The 19,637-nt window shown below is 66.2% G+C and carries 17 protein-coding genes; 5 read left to right on the top strand and 12 right to left on the bottom strand.

Annotated features, from left to right (window positions below):
* Nucleotides 1-9: 9 nt before the first annotated feature.
* The 5 genes from mmsB to C3B71_RS03255 form a co-directional block, all read right to left on the bottom strand.
* Entirely contained in the window at nt 10-1,191 is a 1,182-nt protein-coding gene (mmsB, locus tag C3B71_RS03275) for a multiple monosaccharide ABC transporter permease (protein WP_073327624.1), read from the bottom strand.
* A 3-nt stretch (nt 1,192-1,194) separates the two neighbouring features.
* Nucleotides 1,195-2,733 (bottom strand): multiple monosaccharide ABC transporter ATP-binding protein, encoded by a 1,539-nt coding sequence (mmsA, locus tag C3B71_RS03270; RefSeq protein WP_108966141.1) that lies wholly within the window; start codon nt 2,731-2,733, stop codon nt 1,195-1,197.
* 63 nt (nt 2,734-2,796) lie between these two features.
* The gene (chvE, locus tag C3B71_RS03265) at nt 2,797-3,960 is read right to left on the bottom strand and encodes a multiple monosaccharide ABC transporter substrate-binding protein (RefSeq protein ID WP_073327627.1); all 1,164 of its coding nucleotides are present in this window, start codon (nt 3,958-3,960) and stop codon (nt 2,797-2,799) included.
* A gap of 277 nt (nt 3,961-4,237) precedes the next feature.
* Complete coding sequence (locus C3B71_RS03260) at nt 4,238-5,266, bottom strand: LacI family DNA-binding transcriptional regulator (RefSeq protein WP_234416076.1); 1,029 nt, start codon at nt 5,264-5,266, stop codon at nt 4,238-4,240.
* A gap of 23 nt (nt 5,267-5,289) precedes the next feature.
* Complete coding sequence (locus tag C3B71_RS03255) at nt 5,290-6,267, bottom strand: aldose epimerase family protein (protein WP_108966136.1); 978 nt, start codon at nt 6,265-6,267, stop codon at nt 5,290-5,292.
* Nucleotides 6,268-6,608: 341 nt separating this feature from the next.
* Here C3B71_RS03255 and C3B71_RS03250 point away from each other — a divergent pair, with 341 nt between their 5' ends.
* From C3B71_RS03250 to C3B71_RS03240, 3 genes are all read left to right on the top strand, one after another.
* Complete coding sequence (locus tag C3B71_RS03250) at nt 6,609-7,079, top strand: hypothetical protein (RefSeq protein WP_146752401.1); 471 nt, start codon at nt 6,609-6,611, stop codon at nt 7,077-7,079.
* A 79-nt stretch (nt 7,080-7,158) separates the two neighbouring features.
* Nucleotides 7,159-7,653 (top strand): RNA polymerase sigma factor, encoded by a 495-nt coding sequence (locus C3B71_RS03245; RefSeq protein WP_159097635.1) that lies wholly within the window; start codon nt 7,159-7,161, stop codon nt 7,651-7,653.
* Between the two features lie 213 nt (nt 7,654-7,866).
* Nucleotides 7,867-8,388, top strand: coding sequence for a hypothetical protein (locus C3B71_RS03240; protein WP_159097634.1), 522 nt, complete (start codon nt 7,867-7,869; stop codon nt 8,386-8,388).
* 50 nt (nt 8,389-8,438) lie between these two features.
* On the opposite strand, the gene C3B71_RS03235 is transcribed toward C3B71_RS03240, so the two are convergent.
* From C3B71_RS03235 to arfA, 4 genes are all read right to left on the bottom strand, one after another.
* On the bottom strand, nt 8,439-9,371 hold the full coding sequence (locus C3B71_RS03235) for a carbohydrate ABC transporter permease (RefSeq protein WP_108966127.1): 933 nt from the start codon (nt 9,369-9,371) through the stop codon (nt 8,439-8,441).
* A complete protein-coding gene (locus tag C3B71_RS03230; RefSeq protein WP_108966125.1) occupies nt 9,361-10,356 on the bottom strand; it encodes a carbohydrate ABC transporter permease in 996 nt (331 codons plus the stop codon). The genes C3B71_RS03235 and C3B71_RS03230 overlap by 11 nt, the downstream gene beginning before the upstream one ends.
* Before the next feature lie 17 nt (nt 10,357-10,373).
* The gene (locus tag C3B71_RS16670; protein ID WP_199912564.1) at nt 10,374-11,711 is read right to left on the bottom strand and encodes an extracellular solute-binding protein; all 1,338 of its coding nucleotides are present in this window, start codon (nt 11,709-11,711) and stop codon (nt 10,374-10,376) included.
* 139 nt (nt 11,712-11,850) lie between these two features.
* Entirely contained in the window at nt 11,851-13,356 is a 1,506-nt protein-coding gene (gene arfA, locus C3B71_RS03220; protein ID WP_234416074.1) for an arabinosylfuranosidase ArfA, read from the bottom strand.
* Nucleotides 13,357-13,617: 261 nt separating this feature from the next.
* Here arfA and C3B71_RS03215 point away from each other — a divergent pair, with 261 nt between their 5' ends.
* Both C3B71_RS03215 and C3B71_RS03210 read left to right on the top strand, forming a co-directional pair.
* Nucleotides 13,618-14,643, top strand: coding sequence for a LacI family DNA-binding transcriptional regulator (locus C3B71_RS03215; RefSeq protein ID WP_073327856.1), 1,026 nt, complete (start codon nt 13,618-13,620; stop codon nt 14,641-14,643).
* Nucleotides 14,644-14,645: 2 nt separating this feature from the next.
* The gene (locus tag C3B71_RS03210; RefSeq protein WP_159097633.1) at nt 14,646-15,716 is read left to right on the top strand and encodes a LacI family DNA-binding transcriptional regulator; all 1,071 of its coding nucleotides are present in this window, start codon (nt 14,646-14,648) and stop codon (nt 15,714-15,716) included.
* On the opposite strand, the gene araA is transcribed toward C3B71_RS03210, so the two are convergent.
* The 3 genes from araA to C3B71_RS03195 form a co-directional block, all read right to left on the bottom strand.
* On the bottom strand, nt 15,703-17,217 hold the full coding sequence (gene araA / locus C3B71_RS03205) for an L-arabinose isomerase (RefSeq protein ID WP_108966116.1): 1,515 nt from the start codon (nt 17,215-17,217) through the stop codon (nt 15,703-15,705). The genes C3B71_RS03210 and araA overlap by 14 nt on opposite strands.
* Before the next feature lie 117 nt (nt 17,218-17,334).
* Nucleotides 17,335-18,072: an L-ribulose-5-phosphate 4-epimerase gene (locus tag C3B71_RS03200; RefSeq protein ID WP_108966113.1), complete on the bottom strand. Its 738-nt coding sequence runs from the start codon at nt 18,070-18,072 to the stop codon at nt 17,335-17,337.
* A gap of 448 nt (nt 18,073-18,520) precedes the next feature.
* Nucleotides 18,521-19,579: an autoinducer 2 ABC transporter substrate-binding protein gene (locus C3B71_RS03195; RefSeq protein ID WP_073327644.1), complete on the bottom strand. Its 1,059-nt coding sequence runs from the start codon at nt 19,577-19,579 to the stop codon at nt 18,521-18,523.
* Nucleotides 19,580-19,637 lie beyond the last annotated feature (58 nt).

The following is a 19,637-nucleotide window of genomic DNA, read 5'->3' as shown; positions in this document are numbered from 1 at the left end:
CCCCTCCGCCTAGGCGGTCACGGGACGACGCTTGTTGAGCAGGTCGAAGGCGACGGCGCCGAGTACGACCAGGCCCTTGATGGCCTGCTGGTAGTCGATGCCGACCCCCAGCAGGGACATGCCGTTGTTCATCACGGCCATGACCAGGCCGCCGACGATGGCGCCGACGACGGTGCCCACACCGCCGGTGACGGCCGCACCGCCGATGAAACAGGCGGCGATGGCGTCGAGCTCGAAGCCCTGGCCGGCCTTGGGTCCGGCCATGTTGAGCCGGGAGGTGAAGATGATGCCGGCGAGGGCGCACAGCACCCCGTTGTTGACGAACACCCAGAAGCGGACCCACTGCACCTTGACGCCGGACAGGGCCGCCGCCTCCTTGTTCCCGCCGATCGCGTAGATCTGGCGACCGATGACGGTGCGCCCGGCGACGAAGGAGTAGAGCAGAATCAGTGCCGCCAGGATGATCAGCACGTATGGGGTGCCCTTGTAGGTGCCGATCTTCCAGGCGAAGGCCATGGCGATCAGGCAAACGAGCACAATGCGCGCGATCCAGGTCCCGGAGGCGGAGACGGGAACCTCATTGGCGATGGAACGCCTCCGGTTGCGCACCTCGGAGAACACATATGCGGCGAGTGCGATGGCGACAAGCAGCAGCGTGAATACGTCGTACCCGTACCCGCCGAGCAATCCATTGAGGTAGCCCGACGAGATCTCCCGGAATCCGCTCGGGAACGGGGAGATGGACAGGTTGTGCAGCACGATCATGGTCAGCCCGCGGAAGATCAGCATGCCGGCGAGGGTGACGATGAAGGCGGGGATGCCGACGAAGGCGATCCAGAACCCCTGCCACACGCCGACGAGCAGACCGGTGATCAGGGCGGCGATGACTCCGGCCCACCAGGGCATGCCATGGTTGACGGTCACCACGCCCGCGACGGCCCCGGTCAGAGCCACGACCGAGCCGACCGACAGGTCGATGTCGGCCATCAGGATGGCGAAGAGCATGCCGATCGCCAGAACCAACACATAGGCGTTCTGCACGATGATGTTGGAGACGTTCTGGGAGGAGAGGATCTGGCCATTGGTGACGATCGCGAAGAAGATCACGATGACGACGAGTGCAATCGCCAGACCCCCTTGCCGCAGGTTTGTACGCAAGGCTCCCTTGAGCGTTGAGAATGTATTGGACATTGGTCAGTCTTCCTTGATCTGAGTCATATAGCGCATGAGCGTCTCCTGGTCGGCATCGCCGCGATCCAGGTCGGCGGTGACGCGCCCAGCCGAAAGGGTGTAGATGCGATCGCAGATGCCCAGAAGTTCGGGCAGCTCCGAGGAGATGACGAGGACGGCCTTGCCCGCGTCCGCGAGCTGGTTGATGATCTGGTAGATCTCGTATTTGGCGCCGACGTCGATCCCGCGGGTGGGCTCATCGAGGATCAGCACGTCCGGCGCGGCGGCCACCCACTTGGCGAGCACGACCTTCTGCTGATTGCCTCCCGACAGTCCGCCGACGACGGATTCAATGGTGGGTGCCTTTACAGCCATCTGACCGCACAGCTCGGTGACCACGGCGCGTTCCTCATGAAGATCGAGCACGCCGCGGTGGGAGAATCTGCGCGGGGATGCCGATGAGACGTTGCGCCTGATGGACTCGATGAGGTTGAGCCCGTAGCGCTTGCGGTCCTCCGAAACGTAGGCGATGCCGTTGGCGATGGCCGAGGCCACGTCCTTGATTTGGATCTCGCGGCCGTCTTTGAAGACTCTGCCGGAAATGTCGCTACCCCAGGAGCGGCCGAACAGGCTCATGGCCAGCTCGGTGCGTCCGGCCCCCATCAGGCCAGCGAGGCCGACGATCTCACCGTGCCTGAGCACCAGGTCGGCGGCGTCGACGACGGTGCGCGACGGGTCGGCGGGATGGTGCACGGTCCAGCCCTCGAGTCGCAGCGCCTCTCCATCGACTTGGGAGACGTGATCGGGGAAGCGCTGGTCCAGCGTGCGGCCGACCATGAGGCGGATGATCTCGTCCTCCTCGACACCGCCCTTGCGATGCATGTCGAGCGTGGCGATGGTGTGCCCATCGCGAATGATCGTCGTGGAATCGGCGATCTGCCTGATCTCTCCGAGTTTGTGGGAGATCATGATGCAGGTGATGCCCCGCTCCTGGAGTTGACGTATTAGGTCGAGCAGGTGGGCGGAGTCGTCGTCGTTGAGGGCGGCGGTGGGCTCGTCCAGGATGAGCAGGCGCACGTCCTTGGACAGGGCCTTGGCGATCTCCACAAGCTGCTGCTTGCCCACACCTATGTCCTGAACCCGGGTTGCCGGATTCTCCGCCAGCCCCACGCGGGCCATGATCTTCTGGGCTTCGGTGTTCGTGCGGTGCCAGTCGATGACGCCGCGGGATGAGCGTTCATTCCCCAGGAAGATGTTCTCCGCGATGGACAGGAACGGACTGAGCGTGAGTTCCTGGTGGATGATGGCGATGCCCGCGCTCTCCGACGCCTTGATGTCGGAGAAACTCACCTCCTTGCCGTCGAGCAGGATCTGCCCCTCGTAGGTGCCGTGCGGGTGCACACCCGACAGCACCTTCATCAGGGTCGACTTACCGGCCCCGTTCTCGCCGCAGATGGCATGGATCTCGCCGCGCCTCACCGCGAAGTTGACGTCATCCAACGCCACCACCCCGGGAAACCGCTTGGTGATGCCACGCATCTCAAGAATGTTATCAGTTGCCATGTTCAGCCCCGACTCCTGTCACGGATGGGCACCGATGCACCCGGTACCACGAAGCAATTCCGGTCACTTGAGTTCGTCCTCGGTGATGTAGCCCGTGTCCACGAGGGAACTCTGTACGTTGTCCTTGGTGATGATCTCGGACTTCAGCAGGTAGGAGGGGACGACCTTCACCCCGTTGTCGTAGGTCTCGGTGTCGTTGACCTCGGGCTCCTCGCCGCTGAGCACCGCCACGGCCATCTGCACCGCGGCGTCGGCGAGCTCGCGAGTGTCCTTGAAGATGGTGGAGTACTGCTCTCCGGCCATGATCGACTTGATGCCCGCGATTTCCGCGTCCTGCCCGGTCACCGTCGGGTAGGGCTGCGCATCGGTGCCGTACCCGGCGCCCTTGAGGGCGCCGAGGATGCCGATGGACATGGAGTCGAGCGGCGATAGGACGCCGTCCACCCGGCTGCCGTCGGAGTAGGTGGAGGTGATCAGGTTGTCCATGCGGGACTGGGCGGTGGCGGCATCCCACCGCATGGTGGCCACGGTGTCGAAGTCGGTCTGACCGGATTTGACGGTGATGACGCCGCTGCCGAGGTACGGCTGGATGACGTCCATGGCGCCGTTGAAGAAGAAGGGGGCGTTGTTGTCGTCCGGAGAACCACCGAACAGCTCGATGTTGTAGGTCTCGTCCGGTGAAACACCTGCGTCCTCGCCATCGGCGTTAAGAATGCCCATGCCGATGAGCAGTGAGGTGCCCATCTGGGTGCCGACGTCGTAGTTGTCGAAGCTGGTGTAGTAGCTGACGTTCTCGTTGTCCCGGATGAGGCGGTCGTAGGAGATGACCGGAATACCGGCCTCGCCGGCGGAGTCCAGTTGACCGGACAGCGCGGTGCCGTCGATGGGCGCAATGATGAGCAGATTGACGCCCTGCGTGATCATGTTGTCGATCTGGTTGGCCTGCGTGGGGATGTCATCCTCGGCGAACTGCAGATCGACGTTGTAGCCGAGTTCTTCGAGCTGCTGCTTGATGTTGTTACCGTCTTTGATCCAGCGTTCAGATGACTTGGTCGGCATGGCCACGCCGATCTTGAGTTCCGCGGGCTCCTTGCCGGCGGTGTCGTTTCCGGCTCCGCCTGTCGCGCCGGGCCCACCGCAGGCGGCCAGCGCCGTCGCCACCGCGGCGGTGACACCACCGGCGAGAGCTAAGCGACGCGAAAGAGTCGGGACTTGGGGTCGAGACATGTTGAGCCTCCTCTTCGAGATCTTCAGGAAGCCCCGCGGACACAACGCCTCGGCACGCCGTCCGCGGGATCCAACACTAGTGTGAACGTTCACTTTCGGCGTGTCAACAATCTCCCGTAACCACCGACACACACGGACCAAGTGGCTAAATATCCGCCTTTTAGATCGGTTAACAACCCACTCATGTAGAGTGAACCTTAACATCCATGTTTTGACGAGTCTCCCTCGAGCCGGTGCAGGACCGGCCGCCAATGAGTGGCCGTCGGCCGCTCAGGCGTCAGCAGCTGGAGCGGCGCACGCGCAGGGTTGGGGAGATCGAGTGGGTGGTGCCGGCCTCGCCGTCGATCGCGCGCAGGAGCACCTCCATGCACAGCACGCCGAGCTCGTCGAAGGGCTGGCGCACCGTGGTCAGCGGCGGGGAGAAGAAGGCCGTGCCGGGAGTGTCGTCGAAGCCGACCACGGCCACCTCCTCGGGCACGCGCACCCCCTGGTCGCGCAATGCGGCCAGCACGCCGAGGGCCATCAGGTCGTTGGCGCAGAAGACGGCGTCGGGCAGACCGCGCGCCACCATTTCGGCGCCGACCTCATAGCCGCGCTCGGCACTCCAGTCCCCCGTCAGCATCGGCGGGATCTCGCAGCCGGCGTCCTCCAGGGCGGCGCGCCAGCCGCGAGCGCGGGCGAGGGCGTCGTACCAGTCCGCCGGTCCCGCGAGATGCGCGATGCGCTTTCGCCCTAGTCCCAGCAAGTGTCCCACCGCCATGCGTGCGCCCAGTTCCTGGTCCACCGAGACCACATGGATGCGCTCGCTCGGCGTCAGGCCGTCGGCGACGACGACGAGCGGCACCGCCCGGGCGACCCGTTCGGCAGAGGTGGCGATCCAGGTCTGTGGGGCGACCGCGATGATTCCGTCCACGCCGCGTTCGATCAGGAAGTCGAAGACGTCGCGGATCTCCTTCTCCGCGTCGTCGGCCTCGCGCTTGAGGGCGGTGACGAGGGTGGCGTAGCCGGCCTGCCGGGCGGCGACCTCGATGGCGGCGGTGGTGGATGCGGGCCCCTGGAAGTGGGATCCGGTGGTGACCACGCCGATCATGCGGGTTGAGGCGGTGACCAGGGCGCGCGCGGCCATATTGGGCCGGTAACCGAGCTGATCGATGGCGGCCCGGACCTTCGCCAAAGTGGCGGGGCGGACGGATTCGGGGCGGTTGATGACGCGCGAGACGGTCTGGTGGGAGACGCCGGCCAGGCGGGCGACGTCCATCATTCCCGGACGGCGCCCCACGGTTCCGGGCACTGCCTGCGCAGACATGGGCGGCGTACCCGCGGACCGGCTCAGTCCTCCTCCCAGAGCCGCCAGGTGAAGGTGTGGGACTCGCCCGCAGCCAGAGTGACCAGGTCTTGTCCGGTATTGAAGGCGTTGGGCGGGCAGGTCATGGGCTCGACGGCGACGCCCCGCCGTCCCAGGTGCTCACCGCTGTAGACCTGCACCCAGGGGGCCGCGGCGCTAATGACCACGCTGTGCTCGCCCTCGCCGCCGGTCAGCCGCACCTGCCAGGCACCGGCGGGCAGCCCGGTGTAGGCGTTGTCGGTGGCGGTGCTCCCCACCAGGCGCCCGGCGCGCCAGTCCCAGTCGCTGCCGGTCACGTCCCGCTCCCCCGCCGGCGCCATGTGGGCGTCGACGTCGAGCACGCGGTCGGCGGGCACCTGCAGCACACATTCGTCCAGCGGGACCGAGCGGGTCAGGTAGGGGTGGCAGGAGACGCCGTAAGGAGCGGGCGCGGGAATCCCGCCCTCGAGCGGGGCGCCAACGATGCCGGCGGCCGGGGAGACGGCGGCGCCGGCGTTGGTGGTTGTGGTGGTGACGGTAAGGCCCGTGCCCGCGTCCAACGCGTAGCGGACGGCGACCTCCAGCGCCCAGGGGTAGGCGTAGGAGGCGGGCAGACTGAGTACCAGGGTGACCGCCTCGGCCGCCTCCGGCGTGGCAGCGCCGGCGGCTTCGGGCTCGGCGACGGCGAAGCTCGTCCAGCCGACCAGGCCGTGCAGGGCGGCCCCGGTCTCGGGCTCATTGCAGGGCACCGGGTAATCCACGCCGCGGTAGGTGTAGTGGGAGTCGGCGATGCGGTTGGGCCAGGGGACCAGCGTCTTGCCCTGCCAGGCGCCGGGCAGGGCGGTTTCGGCATCAAAGGGGATGACCAGGTCGCGCCCCTGCCGGCGCAGGTGGACCAGAGTGGCACCTGCGGTGGCGATCCGGGCTTCGTAGTCGCCCGCGCGCAGGTCGATGAGCTCTCCATTGAGCGAAGGGTGTTGCATGGTTGCTTCCAGACTCTCGTGGGGCCGCCGCCCCGGATTGTTTTCCGGTTGAGTGCAATGCTAGTCGACGGTTCCCGTTGGGATGTAACGCGACCGCCCGCCCAGACATATACCAGTCGCCAACCCATCTCGTTCCGAATCGGAACGCCGGCGTCTGAAACATCCACCGACCCGAGGAGGCACAAATGCGCACAGCCCGCAGCGACGTCGACCCGAGGCCGGTATTCCGCGAAACTCCGCCAGAAGAGTTCACCGCACTCCCGCGGAACGTGTTTGCTGAGGCCCAGCAGGTGCCGCTGTCAAGGAGGCGACCGACATTGAGCCGGTTGAAGAAGAGCCAGATGACCAGCACCAGCCGCACTGTCGCGCGCCGCACCGCCGCCATAGGTGTCGCCCTGGCGGTGATGGCCCAGGGAGGATGCGCGGGGAACCAGGCTGACGACGTACACACCGGCCCGACGGAGCAGCCATACGTGCTCACCTATGAGGTCGCCCAAGATGAGGAGCGAATCTATCTGGATGCGCTCTGGCAAGGGCAGTTGGAAGTCGACGAGCACAGCGGTTGCATACAGGAAGCCGGCAGCGGCGCGGACCATGCCACGGAGACCGGCCCGAAGCCTGTGGGTATGGTCTTCCCCGAGGGAACCGAGGTCACGTCTGACGGGACCGAGATACACCTGCCGAGCGGAGGCACCATCCCCATCGGCCCGGAGGTCTCGCTGGGTGGAGGCTACTTCCCGTCCGCTCCCGTGACGCCCTCCCCGAGCCCCGGATACGACGAGTACTTCATGGTCAACGATGCCCCCGAATGAGACTCATTCATCGCTGCGGGGGAGGTCCGACTCACCGACAAGTCAGGCCTCCTCCGCAGCCGCCCATTCTGATATTACCTTGACGCGGTCCGATGCCGTCGAGACATTCCAGCAGATCTACACCGATCACCAGCCCCACATGCTAGCAATCGCCAGACAGCGCCTCGGACAGCAGGCGGTGGCGGAGGACATTACCGCCGAGACCTTCCGAATAGCCTGGCAGCACCATATATCGGGCGGAGAGGTCAGCGTTCCATGGCTTTACAAGACACTCCGCAACTTGATCGCCAACCAGTACCGCAGACACGAGCGTGACACGAAGTACTTCGACTCGATGAGCGGCACCCAAGACGCACACGAGTCGATCGAGACCGCGATTGATGACTCCATCCTGGTTCGCCAGGCCATGAGGTCACTCAGCGCCGACGACCGCGAAATACTACGAATGGCGTACTGGGAGGAGCTGACGCGATCCGAGATGGCATCCGTACTCGATATCACGACAGTCGCTGTCCGAGTGCGCCTACTACGAGCCAAGAAGCGGTTGCGCGCCGCTCTCGAGGAGCCGGAGTGACAAGTGCATACGAGAGGAGAACACCAGTCAATGAACGATCTTGAGCGCAGGATTAGGAACTCCCGCCCCCGGGGCCCCGGACGGAACTCCTCGCTCTCGCGGCGCGCACAAGCGGACTTCACCGACATAACCGGCCACGTCTACGATCCCCAGCACGGCCGTCCCGCGCAGCAATCCTCACCGCTTGAACGGGCCACCCGCTCGCCCCGGTTCTTGATCCCCGTCGCGGCTGCGGCCGCCGTGGTGCTAGCCGTAGGATCGTTTGCGGTCACTCGGCTCGACCGTCCAAGTAAGCCCGACGCCGAAGCCGAGTCCATCACAGACGGCTCCTACCAACCGATCCTGCCGCAGTCCTATGAAGACGTCCAGGCACTCGCCGAGGCCTCGGACCTCGTCATCATCGGCAGCGTCGATGGCGTACCGATCGATCCGGACGGTACCGCAGTCGTTGATGCCAGCGAGGTCCTGGCGCCGACGGGCCTGGACGTGGCATCGGTGCGCATCCGGCAAGAGCCGGTGGAATCCGATGGGCAGGCGCCTCTGGCCGAAATTGGCGGCGATAAGGCGGTTCTGTTCTTGACGGCCTCCGATGAACCGGGGCTGTATACGCTCACCCACCCGACCCAGGGCATTCTTGAAGTGGAGGAGGACGCCGTCTATCCGCTCCTCGCCGACGTCGATATGAAAGGAGCGGAGACGGTCAGTCAACTCAGGAACCTGCTTCAAGGTCAGTAAGGCCGCCACCGGCTGCGACCGCTGCACGGCCAGACAGATCCCGTGCGCCCTCACTGGCCGCCCAGGCCGGTGGTGGCCACGGCCTTGATGATCTGGCGCTGGAAGAGCATGAACAGGATCGTGAGCGGCAGCCCGGCGATCATGGCGGAGGCCATGGTCTGGGCGTAGATGGTGCCGTAGGCGTTCTTCACCGTGGACAGCCCCACCGGCAACGTCATCAGGTCGGGGTTGTTGGTGACGATGAACGGCCACATGAAGTTGTTCCATGCACCGATGAACACGAAGATAGCCACGGCGGTGACAATCGGCCGGGACACCGGCAGGATGATGTTCCAGAACAGGCGCCAGTTCCCGGCGCCGTCCACGCGGGCGGCATCCTCCAGTTCCTGGGGAACCTGGTCGAAGTACTGCTTGAAGATGTACACCATCATCGGCGCGATGGTCTGTGGCAGGATCACACCGGCGAAGGTGTCCACCGCGTTCAGCAGCACCATCTCCTTGAACAGCGGCACGATCAGGATCTGCCCGGGAACCATGATCAGGGCGATCGTCAGCGCGAGCAGCGCCTTGCGCCCACGGAAGATGGTGCGGGAGAAGGCGTAGCCGGCCAGCGCACAGATGATGACCGTGAGGATGGTGACCGCGGTGGCGATCAGGAAGGTGTTGCCCATCCAGGTGAACACCTCGCCGCGCGCGAATACGGTGCGGTAGTTCTCCAGGGTGAAGCCGCCGTCGGGAACCCACTGCAGCGGCAGTGACTGTGCCTGTACCTCGGTCTTGAAGGAGGTGTCGATCGCCCAGGCGAGCGGCAACAGCCAGGTGAGGGCGAACAGGGCCAGGATCAGGAAGGCGACGACGCGGGCCACCTTGCTGTCTCCCAACAGCAGACCGCGGGTGCGGCGGATCTCCGCATTGCGCTCGGCCCGCTCGCGGCGGTGCCGGTCGCGCAAGGAAATCGGCGGGGCGATGGACTCAGCGCTCATTGTTGGCGTCCTTCCGAGAGCGGGTCAGGAACCGGAAGGCCACGGTGATGACAATGATGACGATGAAGAAGATGTATGACATCGCCGAGGCGTAACCCATGCGGTAGTTCGTGAAACCCGTGTCGTAGATGTATTGGAGGATGGGGCGGGTGGAGCCCTCGGGGCCCGATCCGCCGGCGAAGGCGATGAACATCTGGTCGAAGATCTTCAGTGAGGCGATCACTTGCAAGGTGGCCACCAGCACGGTGGTGCCACGCAGCTGCGGCAGCGTGATGGAGAAGAGCTTGCGCCAGAAGCCGGCGCCGTCGACCTCGGCGGCCTCGTACAGCAGGTCCGGGATCGCCTGGAGGCTGGACAGGTACAGCAGGAAGTTGAAGCCCACGGTCCACCAGACGGTCAGGATGACCATGGACCACATGGCCACGTTCACGTCGGTGAGCCAGCCGACCTTGTCCAGCCCGAACCTGACCAGCCAGTAGTTGATGAAGCCGACATCGGAGTTGAACAGCCAGGTCCAGATCTGCACGACGACGGCGACCGGCAGGAGATAGGGGGCGAAGAAGGACAGCCGCCAGAACCACTGGCCGGGGATGCCGGTGTACACCAGTAGTGCCATGATCAGGGCGACGAGTACCAGCGGGATGGTGCTCATGAGCGTGAAGGCGAGCGTGTGGCCCAGAGTGGACCACATGGTCGCGTCACCGAAGGTCTCAACATAGTTGGCCAGTCCCACCCAGCCGCCGTTGCCCATCAGGGACTGCTCCGTGAAAGACAGCCACAGCCCGTAGACGATGGGGGCGATCAGAAACAGGAAGGCGACGATGAGGAAGGGAATGACGAAGGGCATGCCGGAGCCGAGTCGCCTAACCGCGCGGGAGGAGTCCCGTGCGCTCCGGCTCGCGCCGGCCCGGCGACCGGTCCTCGTGGTGGAGGCCGCAGCCGGATCCGTACCGGCTGCCGTATTCGCTGCGGTTCTAACAGTCATAGCGGGTCTCCTTTCACTCAGGCCGGCGGGTTCTGGGCGAGCATGCGGTTAAAGCGGTCGATGAGTCCATCCACGGCCTGCTCCGGCGTGAGGGAGCCGGACAGCCAGCAGGACTGCATGACCTCCGCCACGCGGGCCTGGAAATCGGAGCCGGATCCCGTGAACCAGGCGGCTGGTTCGAAGACGGCCTGGTCGATGGCGTCGGCATAGTGGGACTGGGGCACGAGCTCGGCGTAGGCGGAGGATGAGGTGACCTCCACGTTCGCGGGGGTGTGCCCGCCGGCCGCCCAGTCGAGGGAGTTCTTGAGCATGCCGGCCACGACCTCGTAGGCCGCATCGCGCTTGGCCTCATCCACACTCGTCTGGTGCGGGAGCACGAATACGTGGGAGTCACCGAAGGTGGCCGGGGTGCCGAAGATGTTCGGCATCGGCATGGCGTCCAGGGGCACGCCGGCGTTCAGGAAGGTCTGGTACTCCCAGTTGCCCATGAAGGTGATGCCGGTGCGGCCGGTGGAGAAGGAGGCGATGGCGCCGCCGTAGTCCATATCCGGCTCGGCGACGGTGCCGTCGAGCATGTCCTTGATCAGGGAGGTGACCTTGATGGCGGCGTCTCGGTCGATCTGCGCCTCCTGCCCCGGAATGAGGGTGCATTCCGCACCGGTCTGGGCGTACAGACCCCAGAACATGCGGGAGACCTGGGCGCCGTCGCCGGTGTAGCCGAAGGACATGCCCTGCCCGCCGGTTACCTCCGCCAGACGGCGGCCGGCGTCGAGGAAGCCCTCGGGGGAGTCCAGTCCGGTCAGGGTGCCGTCCGCGGCGAGCAACCCGGCCTGGTCGCACAGCTCGGTGTTGAAGAAGAGGATGAAGGCGTGGAAGTCCAGCGGGACGGCGTACAGCCGGCCGTCCACGAAGCACTTGTCCCACAGCAGATCGGGGAACATCTCGGGGGTGATGCCGTGGTCCGCGAGCCGGTCCAGATCCCAGGTGTCGAGCAGCCCGCCGGGGGCGTAGCCGATCACTCGAGTGGCGTGCATGACGGCCAGGTCCGGGGAGCGCCCGCCGACCGAGGACATCGCTAGCTTCGTGTAGTAGGGGCCGCCCCAGGTGAGCACCACGGGGTCGATCTCAAGCTGCGGATTCTGCTGGCCGACGGTGTCCATCATGGCCTGGAAGACGCCGCCGTCACCGCCGGTGAACAGGTGCCAGAGCTGGATCTTGGTGCGGTCGGAGGCGGATGCCGAGGACGAGCAGCCGCCCAGCAGGCCGGTTCCGGCCAGTGCGGCGCCCGAAAGCATGGCCGCGGTCAGAAAGCGACGTCTGCTCGGGAGCGCGTACGGAATCGATGGTTGACTCAACGTGACCTCCTTGTCAGTCGTGAGTGAGTGACGCCCGTTGGGGCGGCACGTACGGGCTGTCGAGTCGTACGCGCCGCCCGGGTGGGGCGTCGACAGAGGGGCGGGCCGGCCCGCCGCCGACGCTACGGGCTCCTTTCTTTCAGGCGAGCTCGACCGCCAGCCAGGAGGCGGGCGGCAGCGTGGTGGCGAGCACGCCGTCGGCCAGCGTCACCTCATGGGGGACGGGGTGGACGCGGTCGGGGTCGTCGGCGGTGTTGACGGCGTCGAGGTCGTCGGGCGCGATGATCTGGGCCGCCTTGACGCGGCTCACGCCCAGGGCCCCCAGCGCGGCGGTGACGTCGACCGCATCGGTCAGTGAGCGGTTCAGGGCCAGCAGCGAGCCGGTTCCCGTCTCCTCGTCCCAGGTGACCACGGCGTCGACGGCGTCGATCTCGCCGTAGCGCTCGGTGCCGGTGACCGGGCTGGCGACGACGGCGTCGTAGGCCTGGCCGCGGGCGATCCGGGAGGCGATGGCGAAGGGGTGGAAGGTGGTCTGCCGCCAGGCGCGTCCGCCCTTCTCGGTCATAATCGGGGCGATCACGTTGACCAGCTGCGCCATGGAGGCGGCCTTGACGCGGTCGGCGTGGCGCAGCAGGGAGATCAGCAGGCCGCCGACCACCAGGGCGTCGGCACCCGTGTAGACGTCCTCGATGCGGGGGGCGGCCTCCGGCCAGTCGTCGGGGGCGAAGCCGTGCTCGATGGAGTTCCAGGCGCCCAGGCGCCACACGTTCCACTCGTCGACGCTGACCATGATCTTCTTGTTGGAGCGGTGCTTGGCGCCGACGGCGTCGGCGGTGGCGATCACCCCGTCGATGAAGCGGTCCAGGTCCACGCCGGCGGCGAGGAAGCTGGCCCGGTCCTGGGCGTCGGGGTCGACGTAGCGGTGGAGGCTGATGTAGTCGACCTCGTCGTAGGCCAGGTCGAGGATGGTGCGCTCCCAGTCGCCGAAGGTGGGCATCTCCCAGGCGGCGGAGCCGCAGGCCACCAGTTCGAGGTTCTGGTCGACCATGTGCATGGCGCGGGCGGTGGACAGGGCCAGGTAGGCGTAGTCCTCGGCGTTCTTGTGGCCGACCTGCCAGGGACCGTCCATCTCGTTGCCCAGGCACCACATGCGCACGTTGTAGGGGTCCTCGTGCCCGTTGGTGCGGCGCAGGTTGGCGTACTGCGTGTCCGCCTGGCCGTTGACGTAGTCGAGGAGGTTGACGGCGTCGGTCTCGCCGCGAGTGCCGAGGTTGATGGCCAGCATCGGCTCGATACCGGCCTGGTCGCACCAGGTCATGAACTGGTCGGTGCCGAAGGTGTTGGGCTCGGTGGTGTGCCAGGCGAGCTCGAGCCGCCGGGGCCGGTCCTGAATGGGGCCGACGCCGTCCTCCCAACGGTAGTTGGACACGAAGTTGCCGCCGGGGTAGCGCACGGTGGTGACACCGAGCTCGCGCACCAGTTCCATGACGTCCTGGCGTAGGCCGTTGGCGTCGGCGGTGGGGTGGTCGGGCTCGAAGATGCCGGTGTAGACGCAGCGCCCCATGTGCTCCACGAAGGAGCCGTACATGCGGGGCGAGATACGGCCGATGGGGCGGTCGGCGTCGACCGAGATGCGTGCTGTCAAGGGATCCTCTCCTTTGAGTCGGTTGTGGGCCGCGCCTCCGGCGGGCGGTGCCGGCGCGCTGCCGTTGTCACCATGGTGACCCTCTACTTCAACGTTGTCAATCCCCACGGCGCCGTCCACGAACGAACATCAACCCGACTTCTTCTGCCGTACCAGCGCACAGCTGGAGCGAACGGGGAAACAAAGGCGAATTGACAACGTTTGACATCGTTGAACGTGCGTCGCGACACAGTCGGCGTGCGTTTCTGTATGCTGCCGCGCATGGCCGCCACGCTCCTCGACGTCGCCGCCCTCGCGGGCGTCTCGCCGAAGACCGTCTCGCGGGTGGTCAACGGCGAGCCGGGGGTCTCCCCCACTACCCGCGAGCGAGTGCTGGACGCCGTGGCGCGCGCAGGCTATGCCCCCAACACCTCCGCACGCTCGCTGCGCACCGGTCGCTCCGGAGCCATCGGGCTGGCGGTGCCGGAGTTGAATCAGCCGTTCTTCGCCGAGATCGCCGACCGCATTGCCGCCGAGGCGCACCGCCACGACCTGGCGGTGGTGCTCGGGGTGACCGGCGAGCGGGGGCAGGGCGAGGCGGAGTTCCTGGCGGAGCATCCCGACCTGGACGGCACCGTCATGTACTGGCAGGGCATGGAACCCGAGCAGATCGCCGCCGCGGCCGCACAGCGCCCGCTGGTGCTTCTCGGGGAGCGGAGACACGACGCCGTCGACCGCGTCGCCATGGACAACGAGCGCGGCATTGATCTGGTCGTTTCTCACCTGCAGGCCCTCGGACGCGGCCGCGTCGCCGCGCTGGGCGTGGCCGCACCGGGCCAGTGGACGCATGCGGCGGGCCTGACCCGCACCGAGGCGTTGCGCACAGCCATGGAGGAGCACGGACTCGACCTCGACGAGCATCGCCTGGTCGCCTCCACCGAGTGGCGTCCCGTCGACGGCGCCGCCGCCGTGCGAAAGCTGCTGGAGCGCGGCGTCGACTTCGACGCCGTGATCGGCTTCAACGATGGGCTCGCGCTCGGCGCGCTCCATGAACTGGCGGCGGCGGGGCTGCGAGTGCCGCAGGACGTGGCCGTCACCGGCATCGACAACCTTGAACTGGCGCGCTACTCCTCCCCGTCGCTGACCACCGTCTCGCCGAACCTGAGCACATATGCGGCGGACGCCGTTTCACTGCTGCGACGGCGCATAGCCGTCCCGGACACTCCCGCCCGCACCGTCATCGAGGATGTGACACTGCTGGCCCGGGACTCCACCGTCGGGGGTGAGACGCCGTGGCCGCGCGTGTGACCATGAGCGATGTCGCCCGCCGGGCGGGCGTGTCCACCAAGACCGTCTCGAACGTGCTGCGCGGCGCGCCCGGCGCTTCTACCGCTACGCGCCGGCGCGTGCTGGAAGCGGTCACGGCGCTGGACTATCGGCTCAATCCGAGCGCTTCGGCACTGCGCTCAGGCCGGCGGGGAAGCATCACCTTGGCGATCCCCACCCTGCAGCAGCCGCTGTACGCCGCACTGGCCCAGGAATTGATGCGTGCCGCCGACGACACGACCGTGATTCTGGAACTGACGAGCGGTGAGGCGGAGCACGAGCAGGAGATCCTGGCCGGCTCATGGGCGAGGCGCTCCGATGCCGCGGTGTTGGTGCCCCGGGCGCTGGATCCGGCGTCATTGCCGGCCGGTGAGGCGTCATCCCCCGCACCCCTGGCGCTCATCGCCGATTCCGGCCCCGTGGGCGTGCCGCGAGTGAGCTGCCCGCTCGATGCCCAGGCGGCGCTGGTCGCCGCCCATCTGCGGTCGCTGGGACGAATCCGTCCCGCCGTCGTCGGCGTCGCCAGTGCCGCCGACCGCTGGACGCGCGCCTGCGTGCGAGGCCTACGGGAGTCGGGATTGCGCGTCGACGACGATGCCGTCCTGCGTGTCGGTTCTCCTGACGGGATGCTCGGCGGAGTCGAGGCGGTGGCACGGTTGGCATACACAGGGCTCCCCGTGGACGCGGTGGTGTGCCACAACGATGCGCTGGCCGCGGGCGCCGTAAGCGCGCTACGACGACGCGGCGTACGGGTACCTCTGGAGGTGGCCGTGATCGGCCGCGGGAACACCGACGCCGCCGCCTTCGCCACCCCAACGATCACCAGCGTGGACCTGGATCTGCCGGCCATCGCCAGGGGGCGTTGTCGCTGCTCAGTATCGGAGCGGACGCGACTGGTAGCGAGGGCTCACCCGCACCGGGGCCGCTGGAGCCGCGGCCAGTGGAGACCACCCCGGCGTTGTCGGTGCGTGGGTCCACGGTCGACGACGCCGGGGCGGCCCCGGGGCGGCGGGGCGAGCCCCACCGCGGACAGGTCTGATCTCAGCCCTGGGTGAGGCGGTAGTAGACCTGGTTATTCCGCAGCTCCTGCACGAAGCCGCGGGTGGTGGTGGAGGAGTCGATGACGGCCAGTTCCATCCGGGCGATCTCGGCCAGGTCCTGCCACATCTCCAGGGTGGTGGCCGTGGTCATGACCGTGTGGTGGGCGGCGCCGGCCTGCATCCAGCACTCGGTGGAGGTGTAGAAGTCGGGAGCCGGTTCCCATACGGCGCGGGCGACGGGCAGCTTGGGCAGCGGCTCGTCGGGACCGACGACCTCAACGAGGTTGGCGGTCAGGCGGAACCGCTCACGCATGTCGGACATGGCGACTACGAGTCCGGCGCCGGGGTCGGCGTCGAAGACCAGGCGCACGGGGTCCTCGCGGTTCCCGATGCCCAGCGGGTGGATCTCCAGGCGGGGCTTGGACTCGGTGAGCGAGGGGCAGACCTCCAGCATGTGGGCGCCGAGGATCTTCTCCTTGCCGGGCGTCATCTCGTAGCAGTAGTCCTCCATGAGGGAGGCGCCGCCGGGCAGGCCGTAGCCCATGACCTTGGCAGCGCGCACGAGCAGGGCGGTCTTCCAGTCGCCCTCCGCGCCGAAGCCGTAGCCGTCGGCCATGAGCCTCTGGACGGCCAGGCCCGGCAGCTGGCGCAGCCCGCCGAGGTCCTCGAAGTTGGTGGTGAAGGCGGTGGCACCGCGCTCCTGGAGGAAGCGGCGCATGCCGGCCTCGATGCGAGCACCGTAGCGCAGGGACTCGTGACGCTCGCCGCCGGGACGCAGTTCCTCGACGACGTCGTAGGCGTCCAGGTACTCCTCGATGAGGGCATCGATCTCGGCCTCGGTGACGGCGTCGACGACCTCGACCAGGTCGTTTACGCCCCAGGTGTTCACGCTGGCGCCCAGGCGCAGCTCGGCCTCGGTCTTGTCGCCCTCGGTGACGGCGACGTTGCGCATGTTGTCGCCGAAGCGGACCAGGCGCGTGGCATGCAGGGCGTCCCAGCCGGCGGCGGCGCGGGCCCAGGTGCCGATCTTGGCCTGCGTGGCCGCCTGGGTGGCGTGCCCGACGACGACCTTGCGGGGCTGGCTCAGGCGGGTCAGGATGTAGCCGAACTCGCGGTCGCCGTGGGCGGCCTGGTTGAGGTTCATGTAGTCCATGTCGATGGTGGACCACGGCAGGGACTGCGAGTACTGGGTGTGCAACTGAACCAGGGGCTTGGACAGCGCGTCGATGCCACCGATCCACATCTTGGCCGGGGAGAAGGTGTGCATCCAGGCAATCACACCGATGCAGGCGTCGTCGGCGTTGGCGGCGAGCATGGCGGTGCGGATGGCGTCGCGGTCCTTCAGGACCGGCTTCCAGACGATGCGCACCGGAATGGCATCGGCGGCGTCGAGCCAGGCGGCTACCTGTTGGGACTGGTCGGCGACCTGAGCCAGGGTCTCCTCGCCGTACAGGTCCTGGCTTCCGGTGAGGAACCAGATCTCCTTGCCGTCGAAGGGGTTGGGTAGAGCAGTCATGAGTCTTCTCCTTTGAATTGCGTTGATAGACAGTAGGTTGAAAAAGGTTCAGGGGCGGCCCGCACCGTGCCGGGCGGCGACTCGGGGCGGGGCACCGGCTCGGGGCGGACGGGTTCGTTAGTGTTGGCCGTAGACGTTCTGGTAGCGGTCGTTGAGGCGGTCGATCAGGTTCTGCTCGATCGGCACCGGCTCACCCCCCTGACGCGCGATATGCACGGTACGCGCCACCTCCTCACACATCGCCGCGGCCTTCACCGCCGCCCGCGCATCGACCCCGATCGTGAACGGGCCGTGATTCGCCATCAACACCGCCGGCGACCGCGACCCCGACAAGGTCTCCACAATCCCCCGACCAATCGAATCATCCCCAATCAAAGCAAACGGACCCACCGGAATCTCACCCCCAAACTCATCCGCCATCATCGTCAACACACACGGCACCGGCTCCCGCCGCGCCGCCCACGCCGTCGCATACGTCGAATGCGTATGCACCACCCCACCCACCCGGTCCATATGCCGATACACATACGCATGCGCCGCCGTATCCGACGACGGCGTCAGATTCTCCGGCGTCCCATCCTCGATCTTGTCCCCGTCCAGCGTGCACACCACCATGTTGTCCGCCGTCAGCTCCTCATACGCCACCCCCGACGGCTTAATCACGAACAAGTCCGTCCGCTCCACACTCCCATCCGGACGAGACACGCTCACCCGCTCAGACACATTCCCGGCCGTCCACACCACCAAACCCCACCGAATCAACTCCCCATGCAAACGCGCCACCCGCTCACGCGCATCAGCCACCGCCCCACGCACACCATCATCCAAATCAGCCAACACAATCCGCTCGGTCATGTTCTTCCCCTAGTTGTTCGTCCGGTCGGTCATGGTCTGCGGCGGCGCCGTTCGGCACCGTTGCCGCACTGGTGAGGGTTTGCTGGACATCCAACCGTCTGGGTGCCACACAGACCCGGCCGCGGCGGTCACCGCAGCTCAACACCCCAATAGTGAACGTTCACATCGGTGGTGTCAAGGCGCTTCATGTCCGCGACACACTGACTCAGACGCTCAGATGGTCGAAGTCCACATGCGCATGACGCTGGGACCGCAGTTACCGCAGGTTGAGAAGGACGCCAGGTTCACCTCAAGGCTTCGAGTGGGTGCATCCCGTTCGTCCCGGGCGGGATGGACACAGCAAGCGCTCCGCCTCCCGCACACACTTACCGACTCACACTGCCTCCGCACACAGCGTGGGGCCGGCGCGCCCCCGAGACGCGCCGGCCCCACCACACTCCGGCAGAGATCAGAAGTCATACTGTCCGATGTTATCCGCCGTGAAGATGATCGGCATGTCCACATCGAGCTCACCGTCTGCGAGAATCTCGAACTCGCCCACACCTTCAACCGTGGCCTTCTCTCCCTCAGCACCTGTGATCGTGCCAGCCACGAGTTGGTGCGCCACCTCGACGGCGACTTGCCCCAACTGCGCCGGGTCCCACAGCGCGAAGGCCTTGGCCGTTCCGTCTTCGATGAACTGCGTCATCGAAGACGGCATCGAAAAGCCTGGAGCGAACACCTCACCCTGGCGGCCCGCGTTCTCGATAGCCTTCGCAGCGGCCGGCGTCGTCACAACCGAAGACGAGATGATGAACTTCAAATCCGGGTTGGCCTGCATCAAGTTACGGGCAATCTCCTCGGATTTAGTGGCGTCGTCCTCTGCATACTGAACAGTGTCAATGTAACTCAGCGAGGAATACTTCTCGTCTGAATCAATGAGTTGCTTCATCAGCTCAACATGCTTTTTATGATTTGTCGCCGTCGGAGACGCAGAAACGAATGCACACAGACCACCCTCAGGGTCATTCTGAAGGGCCGAGTCAAGCATGGAAGAAGCGGCCAACTCGTATGAAAGCTGGTTGACGAATACGCTACGAGAGTCCACCGCAGAGTCGGCGTCATAAGTCACAACCTTGATGCCAGCTTCCATCGCACTCTTCAACGCAGGAGCCACAGCATCCTCGTCGATGGCCGAAACAACCATGGCAGACGGCTTCTGAGCGATCGCGTTCGTAATCGTCGTACTCTGGGCGGTCGCGGTAGCCTCCTGCGAGCCGATGTAGTCATACTGGACGCCAAGAGCCTCAGCCGCGGCCCTGCCGCCATCGCCAGAGACATCGAAGTACTTCAACCCGGTGTACTTCGGAATCATCAGGATCTTCTCATCACCTGACGCGCCACTAGCCGGACCGGAACCCGAATTGGGCGCCTCGGAAGAGCAAGCAGCGAGTGCTGCGGCAGTTACAACACCCACGCCTGCCAGCACAGAACGACGGGTCATCATGTTGAGATTGTTGGAACGCATGACGTCATTGTCCTTTCAAAACTTGCGTCGCGGATAAGTGAATCACGATCAATGGAAG

The sequence above is a fragment of the Actinomyces sp. Z16 genome, from assembly GCF_003111765.1.
Classification (GTDB): domain Bacteria; phylum Actinomycetota; class Actinomycetes; order Actinomycetales; family Actinomycetaceae; genus Actinomyces; species Actinomyces glycerinitolerans.
The sequence above is the reverse complement of the archived record's forward strand: the minus strand, read 5'-3'. Positions and strand labels throughout refer to the sequence as shown.